This window comes from Nocardia sp. NPDC049526, from assembly GCF_044465765.1.
GTDB lineage: Bacteria > Actinomycetota > Actinomycetes > Mycobacteriales > Mycobacteriaceae > Nocardia.
On record NZ_JBITMA010000010.1, the window covers coordinates 149,397 to 167,196 of the forward strand.

The window sequence follows — 17,800 nt, forward strand, 5'->3', positions numbered from 1 at the left end:
CATGAGTGCCATCGGATCCGACACCGGAACGACGCTGGACGATCTGTTCGGGTTGTCCGGCCGGGTCGCCATCGTCACCGGCGCTTCGTCCGGCCTCGGAGTGGGCTTCGCGAACGCTCTCGCCGGTGCCGGGGCCACCGTGTACGCGGCGGCCCGCAGGCTCGACCGGTTGGCGGCGCTGGCCGCGGATAACCCCCGGGTCGTTCCGGTTCGTTGTGATGTGACATCCGAGGAGGACCGCCGGATGTTGGTCGACCGCTGCTATGAGCAGTCCGGACGGCTCGATGTGCTGGTCAACAATGCGGGCAAGCCCGGTCCCCCGCATGCCGAAGACGAAACGGTAGCCGGGTTCGCATCGATCCTCGAGGTCAACCTGGTCGCGGGGTTTCACCTCGCCACCTATGCCGCGACGCGACTGCCCGAGGGGGCACGCGCGTCGTATATCAATATTTCTTCGGTGATCGGGCTGGTTTCGACCGCACCGATCGGCGGCGCGAGCTACGCCGCGTCCAAGGCCGGGATACTCGGACTCACCAGGGAACTCGCCGGGCAGTGGGGGCGCAAGGGGATTCGGGTGAATGCCGTCGTGCCGGGCTGGTTCGACACCGAGATGACCGATGGCCTGTTCGACAACGAGAAGTCGGCCGGGTGGGTGCGCCGCAACACCATGCTCGGCCGTGGTGGCAATGCCGGTGAAATCGACGGCGCGGTCCTGTTTCTCGCCTCCGATGCGTCGTCCTATATGACCGGGCAGACGCTCATTGTCGACGGCGGCTGGACGGCTCGCTGATGCTGGCCGTCCAACTGACCGAGTGGGGTACCGAACCACAGTTGCGTGAAGTTGCGGTTCCGGACCCGCGTGGAGAAGAACTCCTGCTACAGGTCACCGCGGCGGGACTGTGTCGCTCCGATCTGCACGTCATGGACGCCGCCGAATCGAGCTTCGACTATCCGCTGCCGCTCACCCTGGGCCATGAAGTAGCGGGCACGGTGATCGATGCCGGTCCCGGTGCGGACCAGTCCTGGCTCGGCGAAGCCGTTGTGGTCCATGGCATCTGGGGCTGTGGCCGGTGCCGCAATTGTGCGCGTGGACGGGAGAACTACTGTCTGACGCTGCGGCCTCGTCCGGACGGCAGACTGGCTGCGATCGGCAACGGCCTCGGCTATCACGGCGGTCTGGCACCGGCCATGGTTGTGCCCTCGGCCCGATTCCTTGTTCGCACCGGCGATCTCGAACCCGCCGTCGCCGCTCCACTCGCGGATGCTGGGACGACCGCCTACCACGCCGTGCGCCAGCACGCCGATGTCATCGACGAATCCGCGATCTGTGTCGTGATCGGTGTCGGCGGGCTCGGGCACCTGGCGATTCAGATCCTTCGCCACTTCGGTGCCGGACGTGTCCTCGCCATCGACAACCGGCCGGAAACACTGTCTACCGCATTGCGGTTGGGCAGCGATGCGGCGTTTGCCGATCTCGCCGCGGCGATCCCGGCACTCGACGGCGGGGCCGACCTGATCCTCGATTTCGTCGGCACGTCCGACACGATGGAGTCGGCCGCGCGAGCACTCGCGCCAGGGGGCCGGCTCGCGATCGTCGGCAGTTCGGGCGGCCGCCTGGCAGTGGGCAAACACATCGGCCTCGCCGCCGGGTGGCAGGTGGGCGCACCGTTCTGGGGTGCCCGATCGGATCTGGAGGCGGTGGTCGATATGGCTATCGGCGGGACACTCCACGTCGAGTCCACGACGTATCCCCTCACCGATGCGGTCGACATCTACCAGCGCCTTCGGGCCGGGACCGTCACCGGACGCGCGGTACTCGTGCCGCCTCTTTTGACGAGCCGAGCACCGAAACGAGTCGAAGCGAGTAGACAGATATCGAGCGTCGCGAGAGAAGTAGGGCGATGAAGACACTTGCGCACGAAATGATCGAGCGGGCACAGCGCACGCCGGAGCAGACCGCAGTTGTGGACGAATTCGGTCGCCACTCCCTCGGAAAGATCGTGGCAGCGGCCCGAGCGCTGGCCGAGCGGATCGAGTCCATCGATCCGGCCCCGCCCACCGTCCTCATCCAGGCCGATAACACCTGGCACACTGTGGCGGCGGCCGTGGCTGTCGGTCTGCGTGGTGGTGTCGTCGCGGTATTCGGTGCGCATGCCACCGAATCCGAGTTCGCACTGGCTGTCGAGGATATTGCCCCGGATCTGGTGGTCGCGGCACCTGACTCGCTGCTGCGCTGGGGTGTGCGGGACGATCGCTTCCCGATTCGGGATACCGCCTTCGACGCGCGCGTGTTGCGCTCGCGAACGGGCCCGTTCGATTCGGTGGACAGATGGCACGGGGGCACTGCCATTGCGATGACCTCCGGCTCGACCGGACGTCCCAAATGTGTTGTGCAATCCGAAGAAGCCATCCGGTATGCCTGCCAGTGCACCATCGACACCGTTCGGCTGGAGCCGGATGAGGCAGTGGGAGCCTTCGTGCCACTGTCTTCGGTGGCCGCATTCTGTTTCGGCATGTACCTGCCCGCCTATCTCGGCGGCGCGATGGTGTCGATCGGCAAATGGGAACCCGCCGCCGCCCTGGCGGCCATGGCCGAACACCGCGTCGCCTGGACGATGCTGGTTCCGACCATGGCCTTGCAGTTGTCGGTGGCCGAGGGCTCCGAAGGCATGTTGTCCGCCCTGCGGGCGATGACCGTCGGCGGTGGTCCGATGAACGAACGCGCACTGCGTGCGGCCGAGGAAAAGCTCGGTACCACGTTCCTGCGGGTTTTCGGTATGTCCGAATGTCTCGGACACACCACGCCACAACTCGACGACCCGCCCGCCATCAGGCTCGGCCGGGACGGGCGGCCGTTCCGCGGCACCGTCGTACGGGCGGTCGACACCACTGGAAACGTCGTGGCCGCCGGTGCGATCGGCGATGCGCAGGTACAGGGCCCGTCCCTGTTCGTCGGTTACGCCCGGGGCGGCATCGTGATTCCCCCGGCGCTCACCGCGGACGGTTTCCTCCCGACCGGCGATCTGGTCGAGGTCGCCATCGATGGCTCGATCCGGGTGACCGGGCGCCAGAAGCAGATCATTATCCGAGGCGGCCGCAATATCGATATCAACGAACTCGAATCCGCCATCGCGAACGTGCCGGGCATCGTGCAGGTGTGCGTGGTCCCGGTACCCGATGCCATGCTCGGCGAACGAGCGGCAGCGCTGGTTGTCACCGACGGCCAATCGCTGACATTGGCCACTGTCACCGATCAGCTTGCGGCGGCGGACTTTCCCAAGTCGAAGTGGCCCGAGTACCTGTTCACGGTGCGAGACCTGCCGCAGAACACCGTCGGCAAGTTGTCCCGGCCCGACGCGGTGCGATTAGCGACACAGCTGGCGACCGCAGTTGACCCGAGTTCACCTCAGTTCCGGTAGAGTCATGTCGAATCCACACCAACGAATGCGGGGGTATTAGAGCTGATGACCGTCGACTCGGAGGTCCGCCGCGAAAGCGCGCGCTCGAAACGAAGCGGAATCCTCACCGCCGCCATCAAGCAATTCGGGAAAGTCGGTTACGAGCACACCAAATGGGCGTCGATCGCCGACGAGGTCGGCATCGGCCAGACCGCGCTGTACCACTATTTCGAGTCGAAGGCCCACTGCCTGCTGACGATCATGCGACTCGAACTGGCCGACTCGGCCGAAAGGTTCAACGCCGCGGTCGCTGATCAGCCCGACCCGGAGCAAGCGTTGCGCGCCGCCATCGCCGCGGCGCTGACCGCCTCGCCGACCGATGCCCTGCAGCGCCGCATCCTGCAGAACCATATGGATTTGCTCGCCGCCCCGCGTCAGTCGGCCAAGGAAGAGGCCGAACGCCTGCGGTCGCGTGAGCTCGTGCGACAGATCGAGCAGAATTGGACCGGGCTGATCTCGGACGGAATCGAGGCCGGCGTCTTCGCTCCGGGCGATCCGCGCATGCTCGGTCGAATGGTCCTCGGCCTGGTGATCAGCGTCTGGCGCTGGTACCGGCCGAAGGGCAACGTCACCCTCGCGCAGATCACCGAGTCGGTCACCGAAGCAGCAGTACGGATCGTGCGTAACTGAGATCCCACTTCCCACACAGTGGGATCTCTACGCCCGCTGAAACTGAACAGAATTCAGTTAGGAGTCGCATGTACAACCTGATCGTCCTCGCATCGCGTCCCAGTGATTGGACCCATGAGCAGTTCATCGAATGGTGGCGCGGTGAACACGCGGAGGTGACCTACCCGCTGCCGGGCCTGCTGCGCTGGCAGCACACCGAACTCCTCGAATCCTTCGACGAGAAGTCGTCCGGCTGGGACGGTCTGTCGATTCTGAGTTTCGAATCCCGCGAGGCGCTCGACGCCGCATTGGCGAGCCCGGAATGGAAGGCCGCTGTCGAGAATGTGGGCACCATGCGGGGACGTCGCATGATCTGGTACGGCGAGGAGAAGACAATGGTGCCGCTCGCCCCGGCGGTCGAATGAGCGCCGAATGGGCCGAACCCGGGTGTTATCCGATAGCCGAAGGGATCCACCGCATCCCGCTGCAGATGCCGCAGGACGGCCTGCGCGCGGTCAACGTCTACGTACTGGAAACCGACGACGGCCTCGTGCTCATCGACGGCGGCTGGCACCGGCCCGACACCTACCGAGAGCTCTCCGACGCATTGGCCCGAATCGGCCGGTCCGCAGCCGAGATTCACGATGTCTTCGTCACCCATATCCACCGCGACCACTACACCTTCGCCATCGAACTGCGTCGTCGGCACGGCTGTCGAGTTCATCTCGGCGCCGATGAAGCAGGCGGACTCAACGCCATCCACCAACTGAACAGCAACATCCCCGACAGTTCGCTGCGGGAACTGCGGCGGGCGGGCGCGGACGATATCGCCCGACGAGCTCATGCGGCGGGCAGCGCCGAACCGTTCGACCGCGACGACTGGGAACAGCCCGACCACTGGCTGCGACCGGGCGCGCTGGCCATCGCCGGGCTGGATCTGTATGCAGTAGCGACACCCGGACATACCAAGGGCCACATGATCTTTCAGGATCGCGAGAAAGGGCTCGTCTTCACCGGAGACCACGTGCTGCCCACGATCACCCCATCGATCGGATTCGAATTGGGCCCGTGGGAACTGCCGTTGGACAACTTCCTCCGGTCATTGGTGTTGCTGCAGCACGATGACGAGCAGAAGATGTTGCCCGCGCACGGTCCCACCGGAGGCAGCGTCGGGCAACGCGCTCGTGAACTTCTCGCCCACCATGACCACCGATTCGAGCAAATCGTCACTGTCGTCCGCGATCTGGGACCGTGCAGCGGCGTGGCGGTGGCCCGCGCTCTGACCTGGACGCGGCGCGACCGCGCCTTCGGCACGCTCGACGACTTCAATCAGATGGTCGCGACCTGCGAGACGATGGCGCATCTCGACGTCCTGGTCGCCCGAAATGTGTTGTCCGCGAAGGACGCGGACGGCGTTATGGCCTTCCGGATGGCCGCATGACGAGATGATCCCACACAGCAAGCCCGTACCTCTGAAGTGATCGAGGTGCGGGACTTTCTGCTGTGCAGGGATCGCCTCACTATCAGCGGCGACGCGACAGCTTCGCGGGTCAGGCGCAGGTCCAGCCGCCGTCCACGTAGAGTTCGGTGCCGGTGATGAAGGTCGAATCGTTGCCCGCCAGGAATGCGACGGCGGCGGCGACCTCCTCGGCGCGGCCGAGTCTGCCCATCGGGGTGTTGGCGACCATCGCCTGGTGTCGCTCGGTGCCCTCGTATCGTTCGAGGAGCTGAGGCGTTTCGATGAATCCCGGGTGGATCGAGTTGACGCGCACTCCCTTTGTCGCCCAATGCAATGCGGCGTTCTTCGTCATGCTGCGCACGGCACCCTTCGCCGCCGCGTAGGCCACGCTGTTGCCCAAACCGCCGACGGTGCCGAGGATCGAGCAGATGTTGACGATCGATCCGCCGCCGGTCTGCTCGATCAGCGCGCCCGCGTACTTCATGCCCAGCCAGGTGCCGGTCTGGCTCACCTCGATCACCCGGTTGTACCGATGCAGATCCTCGTCCACCACCGAAGCCAGACTGCCGATGGCACCGTTGTTGACGACGGCGTCCAGACTCGGGAAGCGTTCGGACACCGCTGACATCGCCTGCTGCCACTGCGACTCCTGGGTGATGTCCAATCCCAGAACCTGATGCCGCGCACCGTGTTCCAGGTCGGCGGTCAGCTTCTCGCACGCCTCGACGTCGACGTCGGTCACCACCACCGAGGCTCCCTCCTCGGCCAGGCGGCGCACAATTTCGACGCCGATCCCCCCTGTCGAACCGGTCACCAACACGACCTTGCCATCGAGCCTCGAGAGAGTCATTGCTGTGCAGTCCTTTCGAAGTCGGAACCGGGCTCCGACGGTCAGAGCTTGCTGAGTACGTTGCGGCCGCCGACCAGCATGGCGAGTGCGACGCCGATCGTGGTCACCGCGGTCATGAGCAATGCCATCGCCGCGACAAGCGGATAGGAACCGTTCTGCCACATATCGAACAGCAGAGTCCCCATCACCTGGGTGGTCGACGCACGCACCAAAAGCGAGGCCGCGAATTCGTGCGTCAGCAGAATGAACATCAGCGCGACCGCGCTGAGGATGGTGGGACGCATCAACGGCAGCATGATCCGCGCATTCGTCACGAACGGTGATGCTCCGCTGGTTGCCGACGCCTCGGTATAGGTGTTGCCGAGGGCAAGCATCGCAGTCATCTGCATTCGCGTCGCGAAGGGCAACATCAGTACGACGTAGACGAGGACGATCACTGTTCGCGTGCCGTACAGGATCAGTGGCGGCTCGGTATAGGTGAGCAAGAAACCGACGCCGAAGATCACCGCCGGGATGCCGAGCGGCAATGCCGTGATGAAATCACCGATGAGCGCCAGTATTTTGTAACGTCGGCCGCGTACCAACAGGTTGGCCATCACGTAGCCGATGGGTACACAGATCGCCACCGCGCCGAGCGATGTCAGCACACTGGTGATCACCGATTCGACAATCGCGTCCGTAGCGGCCAACTGTCGGAAATTGTCGAGCGTGAACAGGTTCCACGACAGTGACCCCGACCAGAACCGCGTCGAGGACACGATGATCAACCCGACCAAAGGGATGACGAGGGCGAACAACGCGTAGCCGACGATCATCACTACGGCCCAGGTGGCGCGGCCGGTGGATGGCGCGAATGCCTTGCCGCCGTGCGTGACGAAGCGAGTCTGGTTGCCCAGCAAAGCCTTCTGGATCAACACCAAAACGAGCCCGAAGATAACCAGTGGCGAACCGGCCGCAGCGGCGGCGGCGAAGTCCGACGGTGATTCGGAGACTCGCCGATACATCTCGGTGGTGAGCACCTTGACGCCACTGTTCTGGCCCAGCAGCAGTGGCCCGGTGAACTGGCCGAGGCCGAGCAACAACGCGATTCCGCCGCCGTAGATCAACGACGGGCGCAGCAAAGGCAGCACCACCCGGAAGAACACTCCGAGCGTGGACGACCCGCTCACCTGTGCGGCCTCGAGATGTTCGGAACTGATGTTCTGCATGCCCGCGCTGACGAAAAGGTAGACGAACGACGTCAGCCCGAAGGCGGTGAGAATAATGATCCACGGAACGGTGTAGACATCGATCGGTCCGGTATCCGATCCGCTCCACCACGGCAACTTCCGGAGCACCAGATTCAAATAGCCGGGCCCCGGCGACAGCAGAAAGGCCCAGCCGACGACGTTGGCGACCGCGGGCATGACGATCGGCAGGATCGGAATGATCCGCAGGAAGCCGAGTCGGTCCGGCAGTCGGCTCGCCGCGAACGCCAGCACCGTGCCGAGAACCATCGCGATCACGAGCGATCCGAGGGCCAGCGCGATGGTGGTCCCGATCGTTTCCGCGATATCGAAGCGCCCGTATTGGTTTCGATAACCCTGCGCGCCGTTTTCGAACGCCAGCGATTGCAGCCGGATCATCGGCAATACGACCAGATAGGCGAGAACTGCCAGCAAGGCCAGGTATCCGATTCTGGCTCGCACGTGCGCGGGTATCGCAAAGGACCGGGTGGCCGCAGCGGTAAGCGTGGCCATCACGACTGCCCTCCCGCCCCCGCCGTCGCCAGCACCGGCACATCGGCGCCTGCGACGTCCGGCTGCGCGAATACACGCAAGCTCGCCGGCGAGAAACTGACGATCATGGGATCTCCTGGGCGGCTTCGGCGCAAGGTGGCGCCGTGGGTGGCCGCATCGACTCGTACCGCGAGCTGTTCGCCACCCGTTCGGACGGTCACATCGAAGTGGCGGCCGCCGTATTCGTATGTCACCAACTCGGCATGCAACGCCACATCGCCCTGCGGCACTTCGTCGATCGACGAATGCACCACGACATCGTCGGGACGTAGCCGTGCGACCGCGGACGTTCCTTCGTCGGCTCGTCCGCGCACCACCGCGCGCGTCAGGTCGATATCGTCGCCGGCCGAGGTGATCCAGCCGCCGGGACCGCGGCGCAGTTCCAGCCGGTTTGCCATACCGATGAACGCGGCCACGTACTCCGATACCGGATGCTCGAAAACCTGCTCGGGCGCATCGTACTGTTCGATCTTGCCCGCCTTCATAATGGCGACGCGGTCGCCGAGGGCGAATGCCTCGGCCTGGTCGTGAGTGACGAAAACCGCTGTGAATCCGAGGCTGCGATGCAGCTGATGGATTTGCGAGCGAACCTGATCCCGCAATCTGGCATCAAGGTTGCTCAAAGGTTCGTCGAAGAGCACCAGATCGGGCCGGGCCACCAGGCCACGGGCCACCGCGACGCGCTGTTGCTGTCCACCGCTGAGCTGCGCCGGGTACCGGTCGAGCAGCTCCGTGCAATCGACCATGGCAGCGGCACTTTCGACGGCTCCGCCGGAGATCTCCTTCCGCAATTTGCGGACCTGCAGCGGATATCGAATGTTCTTGCGCACGGTCATATGTGGCCACAGCGCGTACGACTGGAATACCATTCCGATATTCCGTTTGTGCACAGGCACATTCAGCTTCGCCTCGGCGTCGAAGACGCGCCGGTTCTTGAAGGTGATCGAACCATCCTGGGGCGTCTCCAATCCGGCGAGACAACGCAGGGTGGTTGTCTTGCCGCAGCCACTCGGGCCGAGTAGTACGAGGAGTTCGCCTTCCTCGATCGCGAGGTCGAGCTGGTCGACGACGACATTCGATCCATAGGTCTTGGTGAGACCGGAAACTGTGAACTGCGAGCTCATCTCATGCCTTCTAGGTCTGCTTCTTGGGTGTGCGGACTCCGGCGGCCGTGCCGCCGTCGACCAGCAAGTCGATCCCGGTGACATAGCTGCTGTCGTCACCGGCAAGGAACAAGATCGCCTTCGCGACCTCCATCGGGCTGCCACGTCGCTTCATGGGGATGCTCTGCACATAGGCTTCGACATCGTCTGCGGCGAAGTCGGGAACCGCGGTGATCTCGGTGTCGATGCTGCCCGGGCACACCGTGTTGACACGGATGCCACGATCGGCCAGTTCGAGTGCCGCGACCTTGCTCAGGGCGCGAACACCGAATTTCGACGCGCCGTAGGCACCGAGTTCGGCGGTCGCGAGCACGCCCCGCAGCGACGAGATGTTGATGACCGAGCCACCTGCCGCCATCGCGGCGGCGGCCGCCTGTAGTCCGAGGAATGTGCCGACCAGATTGAGGTCGATCATCCTGCGGAACTGCTGCAGTGTGGTTTGCGTCAGTGGCGCTTTCATCGCCGCTCCGGCGCTGTTCACCAGCACCTGGAGGGGGTGTCCCGCACGATCCATATCGGAAGTGACTGCCTGCCAATCGGATTCGGCAGTCACATCGAGTCGACGGTAGTGCGCCGTCGGACCCAGTTCGTGTGCACGGCGCTCTCCCGCCGCGTCGTCGAGGTCGGTGAGGTACACCGTCGCGCCCTTGCTCGCGAACAGTTCGGCGGTCGCGCCGCCGATTCCGCCGGACGCTCCGGTGACCAATACGTTGACTCCGCGCATCAATTCAGTACTCCCGTCCACTGTCAGCTCTGGAAAAGTTGTGACCACTCTTGGGAGTACTTCTCGATCTTCTCGGGGGTCAGATCACTGGTGTCCGGTGCAGCGATGTCCTGCGCTCGGGCTACCGCGCCGGGGATATCGGCCAACGCCGCCGCGTATCCCCCGTTGAGCGCTGTCTGCCCTTCGCGGGTGACCATGAAATTCGCCAGTACCTGAGCGGCATTGGGATGCGGCGCCACATTCGTAACCTGGCTGTACCAGGGGGTGCCCCACGGTGACGCTGGCAGAGCCCAATTGACCGGCGCCCCTGCGGCCACTTCGGTCACCAAGGGCTGAACCGAAGGCGTCACGACAATTTCACCGGAGGTCAGCGCCTGGGCGACACCCAGAGCACTCGGGTAGATCCGTGGCTTCAGGGCGGCGAGTTGCTTCCAGTAGTCCTCGCCATAGGTGCGCGCGTAGTACCGGTACAGATCGACGTAGGAGGCGATGCCGGACGGATTGACGATTCCGATCTTGCCCCGGTAGGCGGGATTCACTATGTCCTGGGGAGATTTCAGGCCGTTCGGGACCGCACCGGTGTTCCAGCCGAGCGCGAAAACCGCCGCGCTCGTCAGGAAGAACCGGTTGCTGAGCACACTCTTGTCCGGCTGATACTCGGGAGCCTTCAGATCCGGCCCGACCAACTCGGTGGAGTACGAACCCGATTTCGCGGCATTGGTAATCCACGCCGCATCGGTCAGCATGTGCACATCGGCTGTGCCCTTGCCGGTCTTCTTCTCGGTCTCCACCCGCGGGTTGATGTCGGCGTCGGTACCGCGCACGAAGTCCAGCTTGATCCGCGGATACTTCGCCTGGAATGCGGCCTTCAGGGCTTCGAGGTTGGCCGGCTTCTGGCTCGAGTAGAGCATCACGGCGCCCTCCCCGTTAGCCGCGGCGACCACGTCCTCCCAGCTCCCGTCGACGGGCTTCGAGGCCGACGAATTCCCACCGCAGGCGGCAAGGCCGAATGTCGAGGCGACAATCGCGAGAGCCGCGACCGCCTTGGTCAGAGTTTTCATGACGGAATCTGTTTCCTTACCTGATCGAGAAGAGCGGCCAGCTCGCCGGGCATCGAAACCATCGGCATATGGCCAGATTCGAGAAAACGGGTGCTCCCGCCGACGAGGTCGGCGGACCGCGATTGCAGATCCGGCGGATAGCACGCATCCTCGGTGAGGCGAACATAGGTTCGCGGTAGGTCGGCCGACAGGCCTGAGAGATCAACCGTTTCCTCGAGCAATGCCGCCGAATCGTCGATGACCTGATCTGCGGTCCATTCCGCCTGCTCGGGTGACATGTCGTTGCACAACATGGCAATCGCGGCAGCGCGATCCTGGTGATAAACCCCGCCGACGATCGACTGCCGAACAGCAGTCCGGACGGCCGGATCGATCTGGTCGAGCACGCGTGTCCCGTGCGGCGGTACGACGGCGGACAGGAACACGACGTGCTCGATGCGATCGGCCAGCTCCGGTAGCACCCGCGGGACCGACACTCCGGCGAACGAATGCGCGACCATCACGATGTCGGTGAGATCGGCCGCGTCCTCGACGATCGCCGCAGCACAGTCGTCGAGGGTTACGCCGCGGATGTCACGGTCGGATCGCTTACCGCGGCCGGGCAGATCGACGGCGATCGTCGGCCCAGTGAGCAACGGCAGCAGGCGATCCCAGCAGGAGGCGGCCATACCCGCTCCGTGCACGAGCAAAAACGACATCTAGCCTCCGAAACTGAACTGATCTCAGTTTGAGAATCTATCCGCAGCCCCTTGTGGTGTCAATCACATGAGTGCAAACTCGTGAAGTGAATCCAGTTCAGGAAGATCTTGTTTCCAGTGGCCACGCATCCCAACCGCTGCGGATCGGCGCAGTACAGCTGCGGAATCGTCTGGTCGCCACCGCGCACGGATCCGGGGTGGTCGGCGGCGGCCTGGCACAGCCCGGCGACGCGGAGTACTGGCGGCGCTGCGCCGCCGGGGGTGCGGCGATGGTGATCGCGGGCGGCACGGTGGTGAGTCCGGAATCGGCGAATCGAATCGGCAATATCACCGAGGCATGGCGGCCCGAGGCGATCAGCGGGCTGCGGGCGCGCGCGACCGCGATCAGTAGCGAAGGCGCCGTTCCGGTATGCCAGCTCGTGCACCTCGGACGCGAAACACTCGGTGCCGAGATCTGGGAGCACCCGATCGCGCCGTCGAGCATCAGATCGCCGCGAGAGCCGGTGCGCGCCAGGACAATGACCGACGCCGACGTCGATCGGATGATCGCGAGTTTTGTCGTCAGTTCCCGCCATGCTGTCGAAGCGGGGTTCCCCGCGATCGAACTGCATGCGGCCCATGGCTATTTGCTGGCTCAGTTTCTTTCGCCCTCTTCCAATGTCCGGGCCGAGTCCGGCACGGTTGCGGGGCGGGTGCAGGTTCTGTACCGGCTGCATGCCGAGATCAAGGCGTCCTGTCCGGAAGTGGTACTCGGGGTGCGCGTTTCGATCGATGGTGCGGAGGAGGCTGGTCTAGACCTGGACGGACTGTGCGAGCTGATGCCGTTGCTCGACAGGTTCGACTATGTGAATCTGACCGCAGGGGTGCGGACGACATATGTGCGCGATATGGCGACCTCCGAGCCGCCGCTGCTCACGCACGTGCGGAGGCTGCGCGCGGCATCGGCGCGGCCGCTGCTGGTGTCGCAGGCGTTTCGCTCCAGGGAGCACATCGAATCCGCGTTGGCGGCCGGGGCCGATATGATCGGGCTGGCCCGGCCGCTCATCGCCGATCCACAACTGCCGCTGAAGTTGCTGCGGGGCAATGACTCTCAGATCCGGCCGTGCGTATCCTGCAATGAGGACTGCCGGGCATTCACTCCGGTCCTGCTCTGCTCGGTGAATCCGACCCTGGCCCCGCCCGGCCACGATGCCCGCCCGGCATCGCCGCTCCGGTTCAGACCGCCACCGGCAGCGTCGGGGCGAGTCGCGGTGGTGGGCGCCGGACCGGCAGGCCTGGAGGCCACGCTCCAACTCACCGCGACGCACGACGTGACGCTGTTCGAAGCGCGCGAGCGGATCGGTGGGCAGCTGGCCGTGGCGGCGCAGGCGCCGAACCGGGCGGGCTGGTCGAAGTTGCTGCGGTTCTACACAGACAATCTCGGCAATGCCGATGTGCGACTCGGACACCGCGTAACACCCCATGAACTGGGCGATTTCGATGAGGTCATCATCGCGACCGGCGCCACTGAGCTGCCAACGCCCGGCGCGCTGTCCTCGACAGGTCTCATCGCCGATCGGCATGCGATAACACCGGGAGATCGGGTGGTCATCGCCGACGACGGCTTCGGCTCATGGCTTACCGTCGGCGCGCTGGAAGCCGCGCTGGAAGCAGGAGCCGCACAGGTGACCGTGGTGGTCCCAGGACCCGCATTTGCGGCAACCATCCCGCCGGAGAGCCGAGTCCAACTGATGAAACGCCTCACCGGGAGCCCGGTGGAGTTCGTCGTCGATGCGGCCGTGACAGAGATACGAGCGAACAGCGCAGGCACCGTAGCCTACTGCCGACATCTCCTGTCGGGCAGGACATTCGAGCTTGCGTGCGAGCACGCTGTTGCCGTCGGAGAAAGAATCGCCTCCGACTGGCAGGACATCGAGCAGGCCCTTCCGCGAGCACGAGTGCAGGTGATCGGGGATGCGGTCGTGCCACGCCGGGTCTCGCACGCGGTGGCTGAGGGATACGCTGCGGCACAGGCGATCACGGACACGACTGCCCGATCGGGTTAGCCCGTAGCCCGTATACCTACTCACGCCCCGCTCGGCACGGGATCCGAGCGGGGCGTGAGCTTGACCGTTGCTTACTGTCGCACTCGGCGAACTACTTCGGGGCGGGCATCGGCTGGTTGATGGTGGTGAAGTACTGGATCGCCGCACCGATCGCGACCGGCGCGGTCACCAGGATCTGACCGGCCAGGGTGCCGAGCGCGCCGATGGCGACGATGCCGCCCAGGCAACCGATGGCGGCGGCCGGAATGAACGGACCGAACAAGCCGACGATGGTGGCCGCGGCGACCGTGGCTCCGGCGATGCCGCCGAGTACACAGCCCACCGCACCGCCGGCCAGACCGCCGACCAGCGTGCCGACCGTGGCACCCGTGGTGATGGTGCTGGTCAGGCGTGACCAGGCGGCCTGCTCACGGTCATACTGGGTCTTCCACGGCGCCTGATCCTCAAATGGCAACGCGACCGGCTTGTAGGTCGCGTGTGCGATATCGAATCGGGGGCTCAGGGTCGCCGTGCGGTCGTTGATCTCCGCCGCGATCGGGAACTCGAAATCATCGACACGGAACCGCAATTCGGTACCGGCCAGGGTGGCCCCATCGGCCGACTTGATCTTGAAAACACCATCCTCGACAACCATCGCTCCCGCGCTGGTCGTGATGATCGTGGACCGGTCGGTCGCCGACGCGGTGAAATCGACGGCACTGTCGCCGGCGGTGGGCGCGGCATGGACGGTCCCGGCGGTGATACCGAGCCCGGCGGTGGCGAGCGCAGCCGTTACCGCGAACTTCTTGAATTTCATTGCTTGAATCCTCATCGGTTCTTCATTTGTCGAAACAATTCGGCACTACTACTGATTCTGAAATCAGGCGGTAATGCCCGGACCGTGTCCGACCGGAACGCCGGACACGACTTCTTCGGGGAGGTCGAGGCTGGGATCAATGGAGATGGTCTTCTGCAGCAGGTACTCCTGTACCGCGGAGACGCCGTGCTCGCGCCCGAGGCCGGACTCTTTGTAACCTCCGAAAGGAGATCCGAGATCGGCGGCGAATGTGTTCACCGAGAATGTTCCCGTTCGAATTCTCCGTGCGACCTCGAAACCATGTGCGGAGTCGGCCGTGAAGACTGATCCGGCAAGACCGTAGCGACTCCGATTGGCGATCCGGACGGCATCCTCTTCACCGTTGTGCGCGATCAGAACTGCTACCGGCCCGAATATCTCGTTCTGCGCGATATCCATATCGTTGGTGACGCCGGTGACCAACGTCGGTTCGATGTACCAGCCTTCCGAGAGATGCGCCGGTCGTCGACCGCCGGTGCGTATCGTCGCTCCTTGCTCGACGGCCCGGGCCAGGTGCGCTTCGATGCGCTCGAGATGCGACCGACTGATCACCGGTCCCACTACCGTGTCGGCGTCGCGCGGATCGCCCACCTTCAGCGCCTCGAACGCTCGCGTGAACGCATCGGCATAGAACTCGTACTGTTCCTCGGGCACCAGGAATCGGGTCTGGGCGACGCAGCTCTGACCGGAATTGGTTGCGACACTTGCTCCGACGAGAGTGGGAACGACGATCTCGGGGTCGGCATCCGACAGGACTATCGCCGCCGACTTTCCGCCGAGTTCCAGGACCACCGGTCGAATCAGTTCGCCGCACACCGCACCGATCTTCTTGCCGACTTCGGTGGATCCGGTGAAGCTCACCATGTCGACGCCGGGATGTCCGACGAGATACTCGGACTCACCTGCTCGCGCGGCAACGATATTGATGACTCCGGCTGGAAAACCTATCTCCTGCAGCAGATTTCCGAGGTTGAAGATCGCCAGCGGGTTCGGCTCCGTCGCCTTCACAACAACCGTGCATCCGGCAACCAAGGCCGGACCGATCTTCTGGGCCACGGCCGGAAGGGCGAAGTTATACGCGGGAAATACCGCGACAACGCCCACCGGCTCCTTGACGACCAGGCTCTTGCCTGCCATCGGGATGACGCCGACCGCATCTCCGGATCCCGCGAACGGGGACAGGTCGCTGACGCGGAGCTCGCTGGTCTGTAGCGACTTCGCTACTTCGGCGACGTAATTCAGACTCATTACCGGCGCGACGGCCTGGTACACCTGAGAGAGCAGATGGCTGCAGCCCAGTTCATCGGTGATGAGCTCGGCGAATTCGGCCCCGTTGGCAGCGATCGCCGCTGCCAGCCGGACCAGATGCGCACCGCGCTGCGCGGGCGTGAGTCTCGGCCAGTCGGACCCGTCGAAAGCCTCCCGGGCGGCGGCTACGGCCGCGTCGATATCCGCTTCGGTGGCCGCGGGCACCGAACCGATCGGCTTGCCGCCGGCCGGCGAAATCACCTCGAATCGGTCATCGGAGCACGTCTTTCGCCAAGAACCCCCGATAAAGAATCCAGTGAATTCGCGATCGATCACGCGATGCTCCTCTCGTAGGCAAGGTTCCTGTCGTCGGCGCGCGATCGCCGAACGAAACTGAGTTGAACTCGGTTCGGGTTTCACCGTACATGTACCGTGATCCACTTCACAAGTGAATCGGTACTTGAACTGACTTCAGTTTTAGAGCTAGGGTGACGAGCACGCCGGCAGCACCGCGACGCGTGAGGAGCATCGAATGTCAGAGGTCCACACGGACGTACTTGTCATCGGCGGCGGGATGGCCGGGCTCACCGCGGCAACCCGAGCACTGCATCTGGGCAATTCGGTGATCGTCGTCGAAAAGGCAACCGCAGTAGGCGGATCCGCGCGATTCGCGGGATATGCCTGGACCGCCCCCTCCCACGCGATCATGGACGAGGTCAATCCCCGCGGCGATATCGAGCTGCGCCGCACACTCGTCGACGGGTTCGGCCCTGGTATCGCCTGGATCCGGTCGCTCGGCGTCGAATGCGCGGATGCGGTCACCGTCCTGCGCTACGGTTCCGGCCATCAATTCGACACCAACCGGTACATCGACGAATGCCGCCGTCGGATCCGCGCCGAGGGCGAGCTGCTCACCGAGACCGACGCGCGAGCCCTACTCACCGAGGACGGTTCCGTCGTCGGCGCTCGGGTACGACTTCCGGACGGTACCGACCGCGAGATTCGCGCTGGCGCAACGATACTCGCGACCGGCGGGTTCCAGGCTAATCCGGAGCTGGTCGACGAATACATCCATCCCGCTGCGAGCGCAATGCAATTGCGGTCCAATCCGACCAGCGTCGGCGACGGGCTTCGGCTTGCCGAAGACGTCGGTGCCGCGACAGGCACGGAACGCTCCGGTTTCTACGGCCACCTCATTCCCACGGGGGTAGAGTTCCGCGATCCGTCCGACTTCGTCGCGCTGTCGTTGTACTACAGCGAGCACGCTTTGCTGTTCAACCTCCACAATCGCCGGTTCACCGATGAAACCGTGGGCGACCACCTGACCACCATGGAATTGCTGGACCAACCCGAGTCCCGAGGACTACTCGTCGCCGACGAGCGGGTCTACCGCGACTGGATCACCGGAAGTTACGTCGAAGGCGCGCAGGCGCTCGACAAATTCGATCTGGCACAACGCCGCGGCGGACGTTGTGGCGTTGCCGAAAGCCTGGACGACCTCGCCTATCTGCCCGCCGAATGGGGTTACGACGGTATCGACATTGCCGCGCAGATCCGTGCCGTCAATGCCGCGGGCGCAGCCGCGCGGCCCGCGCGCACCTACGACGCGCGGCCGCTCGACCACGGCCCGTACTACGTCATCGAGGTATGCCCGGCCCTGACATTTCCGTTCCACGGCATTCGCATCGACCGGCACGGCAGGGTCTTCGCCGCAGGTGGCGGAACCATCAATGGACTCTTCGCGGCGGGCGCCGATACCGGCGGCCTCTACGACCGCGCGTACACCGGCGGAATCGCCGCCGCACTCGTGTTCGGGCTTGCCGCAGCAGACCGAGCGGCCGCCGACCGTGCCATCGCGGCCAACTGACTGTC

16 protein-coding genes are annotated in these 17,800 nt (G+C 64.6%); 8 read left to right on the forward strand and 8 right to left on the reverse strand.

Going from position 1 to position 17,800, the window contains the following annotated elements:
* Position 1 precedes the first annotated feature (1 nt).
* The 6 genes from ACIBW7_RS29680 (at position 2) to ACIBW7_RS29705 (ending at position 5,508) form a co-directional block, all read left to right on the forward strand.
* Positions 2–790 carry an SDR family NAD(P)-dependent oxidoreductase gene (locus tag ACIBW7_RS29680; protein WP_397051968.1) on the forward strand — a complete coding sequence of 263 codons (789 nt, stop codon included), beginning with the start codon at positions 2–4 and terminating at the stop codon, positions 788–790.
* Positions 790–1,905 carry an NAD(P)-dependent alcohol dehydrogenase gene (locus ACIBW7_RS29685; protein ID WP_397051970.1) on the forward strand — a complete coding sequence of 372 codons (1,116 nt, stop codon included), beginning with the start codon at positions 790–792 and terminating at the stop codon, positions 1,903–1,905. Before ACIBW7_RS29680 ends, ACIBW7_RS29685 begins: the two co-directional genes overlap by 1 nt.
* Entirely contained in the window at positions 1,902–3,419 is a 1,518-nt protein-coding gene (locus tag ACIBW7_RS29690) for a class I adenylate-forming enzyme family protein (protein ID WP_397051972.1), read from the forward strand. Before ACIBW7_RS29685 ends, ACIBW7_RS29690 begins: the two co-directional genes overlap by 4 nt.
* 45 nt (positions 3,420–3,464) lie before the next feature.
* Entirely contained in the window at positions 3,465–4,088 is a 624-nt protein-coding gene (locus ACIBW7_RS29695; protein WP_397051974.1) for a TetR/AcrR family transcriptional regulator, read from the forward strand.
* Between the two features lie 68 nt (positions 4,089–4,156).
* On the forward strand, positions 4,157–4,492 hold the full coding sequence (locus tag ACIBW7_RS29700; protein WP_397051976.1) for an EthD family reductase: 336 nt from the start codon (positions 4,157–4,159) through the stop codon (positions 4,490–4,492).
* Positions 4,489–5,508: an MBL fold metallo-hydrolase gene (locus ACIBW7_RS29705; RefSeq protein ID WP_397051978.1), complete on the forward strand. Its 1,020-nt coding sequence runs from the start codon at positions 4,489–4,491 to the stop codon at positions 5,506–5,508. Before ACIBW7_RS29700 ends, ACIBW7_RS29705 begins: the two co-directional genes overlap by 4 nt.
* A gap of 109 nt (positions 5,509–5,617) precedes the next feature.
* Here ACIBW7_RS29705 and ACIBW7_RS29710 read toward each other — a convergent pair whose 3' ends face one another.
* From ACIBW7_RS29710 to ACIBW7_RS29735, 6 genes are read right to left on the reverse strand one after another with little or no spacing between them, the layout of a single operon-like run.
* Positions 5,618–6,376, reverse strand: a complete 759-nt coding sequence (locus tag ACIBW7_RS29710; protein ID WP_397051981.1) for an SDR family NAD(P)-dependent oxidoreductase — start codon at positions 6,374–6,376, stop codon at positions 5,618–5,620.
* A 41-nt stretch (positions 6,377–6,417) separates the two neighbouring features.
* Positions 6,418–8,115 (reverse strand): ABC transporter permease, encoded by a 1,698-nt coding sequence (locus ACIBW7_RS29715; protein ID WP_397052388.1) that lies wholly within the window; start codon positions 8,113–8,115, stop codon positions 6,418–6,420.
* A complete protein-coding gene (locus ACIBW7_RS29720) occupies positions 8,115–9,278 on the reverse strand; it encodes an ABC transporter ATP-binding protein (RefSeq protein ID WP_397051983.1) in 1,164 nt (387 codons plus the stop codon). Before ACIBW7_RS29720 ends, ACIBW7_RS29715 begins: the two co-directional genes overlap by 1 nt.
* A gap of 10 nt (positions 9,279–9,288) precedes the next feature.
* Positions 9,289–10,041: an SDR family NAD(P)-dependent oxidoreductase gene (locus ACIBW7_RS29725; RefSeq protein ID WP_397051985.1), complete on the reverse strand. Its 753-nt coding sequence runs from the start codon at positions 10,039–10,041 to the stop codon at positions 9,289–9,291.
* A 23-nt stretch (positions 10,042–10,064) separates the two neighbouring features.
* On the reverse strand, positions 10,065–11,102 hold the full coding sequence (locus tag ACIBW7_RS29730; RefSeq protein WP_397051987.1) for a substrate-binding domain-containing protein: 1,038 nt from the start codon (positions 11,100–11,102) through the stop codon (positions 10,065–10,067).
* A complete protein-coding gene (locus ACIBW7_RS29735) occupies positions 11,099–11,800 on the reverse strand; it encodes an alpha/beta fold hydrolase (RefSeq protein WP_397051989.1) in 702 nt (233 codons plus the stop codon). Before ACIBW7_RS29735 ends, ACIBW7_RS29730 begins: the two co-directional genes overlap by 4 nt.
* A gap of 86 nt (positions 11,801–11,886) precedes the next feature.
* Between ACIBW7_RS29735 and ACIBW7_RS29740 the strand changes: the two genes are divergently transcribed.
* Positions 11,887–13,845, forward strand: coding sequence for an FAD-dependent oxidoreductase (locus ACIBW7_RS29740; RefSeq protein ID WP_397051991.1), 1,959 nt, complete (start codon positions 11,887–11,889; stop codon positions 13,843–13,845).
* Between the two features lie 91 nt (positions 13,846–13,936).
* Here the strand turns inward: ACIBW7_RS29740 and ACIBW7_RS29745 are convergent, their stop codons facing one another.
* Both ACIBW7_RS29745 and ACIBW7_RS29750 read right to left on the reverse strand, forming a co-directional pair.
* The gene (locus tag ACIBW7_RS29745) at positions 13,937–14,641 is read right to left on the reverse strand and encodes a hypothetical protein (protein ID WP_397051993.1); all 705 of its coding nucleotides are present in this window, start codon (positions 14,639–14,641) and stop codon (positions 13,937–13,939) included.
* A 63-nt stretch (positions 14,642–14,704) separates the two neighbouring features.
* Entirely contained in the window at positions 14,705–16,264 is a 1,560-nt protein-coding gene (locus ACIBW7_RS29750) for an aldehyde dehydrogenase family protein (protein ID WP_397051995.1), read from the reverse strand.
* A gap of 196 nt (positions 16,265–16,460) precedes the next feature.
* On the opposite strand from ACIBW7_RS29750, the gene ACIBW7_RS29755 reads away from it, so the two are divergent.
* Positions 16,461–17,795 carry an FAD-binding protein gene (locus ACIBW7_RS29755; RefSeq protein WP_397051997.1) on the forward strand — a complete coding sequence of 445 codons (1,335 nt, stop codon included), beginning with the start codon at positions 16,461–16,463 and terminating at the stop codon, positions 17,793–17,795.
* Positions 17,796–17,800: the final 5 nt, after the last annotated feature.

Excerpts from the sequence above, each read along its gene's own strand:
- ACIBW7_RS29680 (WP_397051968.1), top strand. The coding sequence starts at position 2 with ATGAGTGCCATCGGATCCGACACCGGAACGACGCTGGACGATCTGTTC.
- ACIBW7_RS29685 (WP_397051970.1), top strand. The coding sequence starts at position 790 with ATGCTGGCCGTCCAACTGACCGAGTGGGGTACCGAACCACAGTTGCGT.
- ACIBW7_RS29690 (WP_397051972.1), top strand. The coding sequence starts at position 1,902 with ATGAAGACACTTGCGCACGAAATGATCGAGCGGGCACAGCGCACGCCG.
- ACIBW7_RS29695 (WP_397051974.1), top strand. The coding sequence starts at position 3,465 with ATGACCGTCGACTCGGAGGTCCGCCGCGAAAGCGCGCGCTCGAAACGA.
- ACIBW7_RS29700 (WP_397051976.1), top strand. The coding sequence starts at position 4,157 with ATGTACAACCTGATCGTCCTCGCATCGCGTCCCAGTGATTGGACCCAT.
- ACIBW7_RS29705 (WP_397051978.1), top strand. The coding sequence starts at position 4,489 with ATGAGCGCCGAATGGGCCGAACCCGGGTGTTATCCGATAGCCGAAGGG.
- ACIBW7_RS29710 (WP_397051981.1), bottom strand. The coding sequence starts at position 6,376 with ATGACTCTCTCGAGGCTCGATGGCAAGGTCGTGTTGGTGACCGGTTCG.
- ACIBW7_RS29715 (WP_397052388.1), bottom strand. The coding sequence starts at position 8,115 with ATGGCCACGCTTACCGCTGCGGCCACCCGGTCCTTTGCGATACCCGCG.
- ACIBW7_RS29720 (WP_397051983.1), bottom strand. The coding sequence starts at position 9,278 with ATGAGCTCGCAGTTCACAGTTTCCGGTCTCACCAAGACCTATGGATCG.
- ACIBW7_RS29725 (WP_397051985.1), bottom strand. The coding sequence starts at position 10,041 with ATGCGCGGAGTCAACGTATTGGTCACCGGAGCGTCCGGCGGAATCGGC.
- ACIBW7_RS29730 (WP_397051987.1), bottom strand. The coding sequence starts at position 11,102 with ATGAAAACTCTGACCAAGGCGGTCGCGGCTCTCGCGATTGTCGCCTCG.
- ACIBW7_RS29735 (WP_397051989.1), bottom strand. The coding sequence starts at position 11,800 with ATGTCGTTTTTGCTCGTGCACGGAGCGGGTATGGCCGCCTCCTGCTGG.
- ACIBW7_RS29745 (WP_397051993.1), bottom strand. The coding sequence starts at position 14,641 with ATGAAATTCAAGAAGTTCGCGGTAACGGCTGCGCTCGCCACCGCCGGG.
- ACIBW7_RS29755 (WP_397051997.1), top strand. The coding sequence starts at position 16,461 with ATGTCAGAGGTCCACACGGACGTACTTGTCATCGGCGGCGGGATGGCC.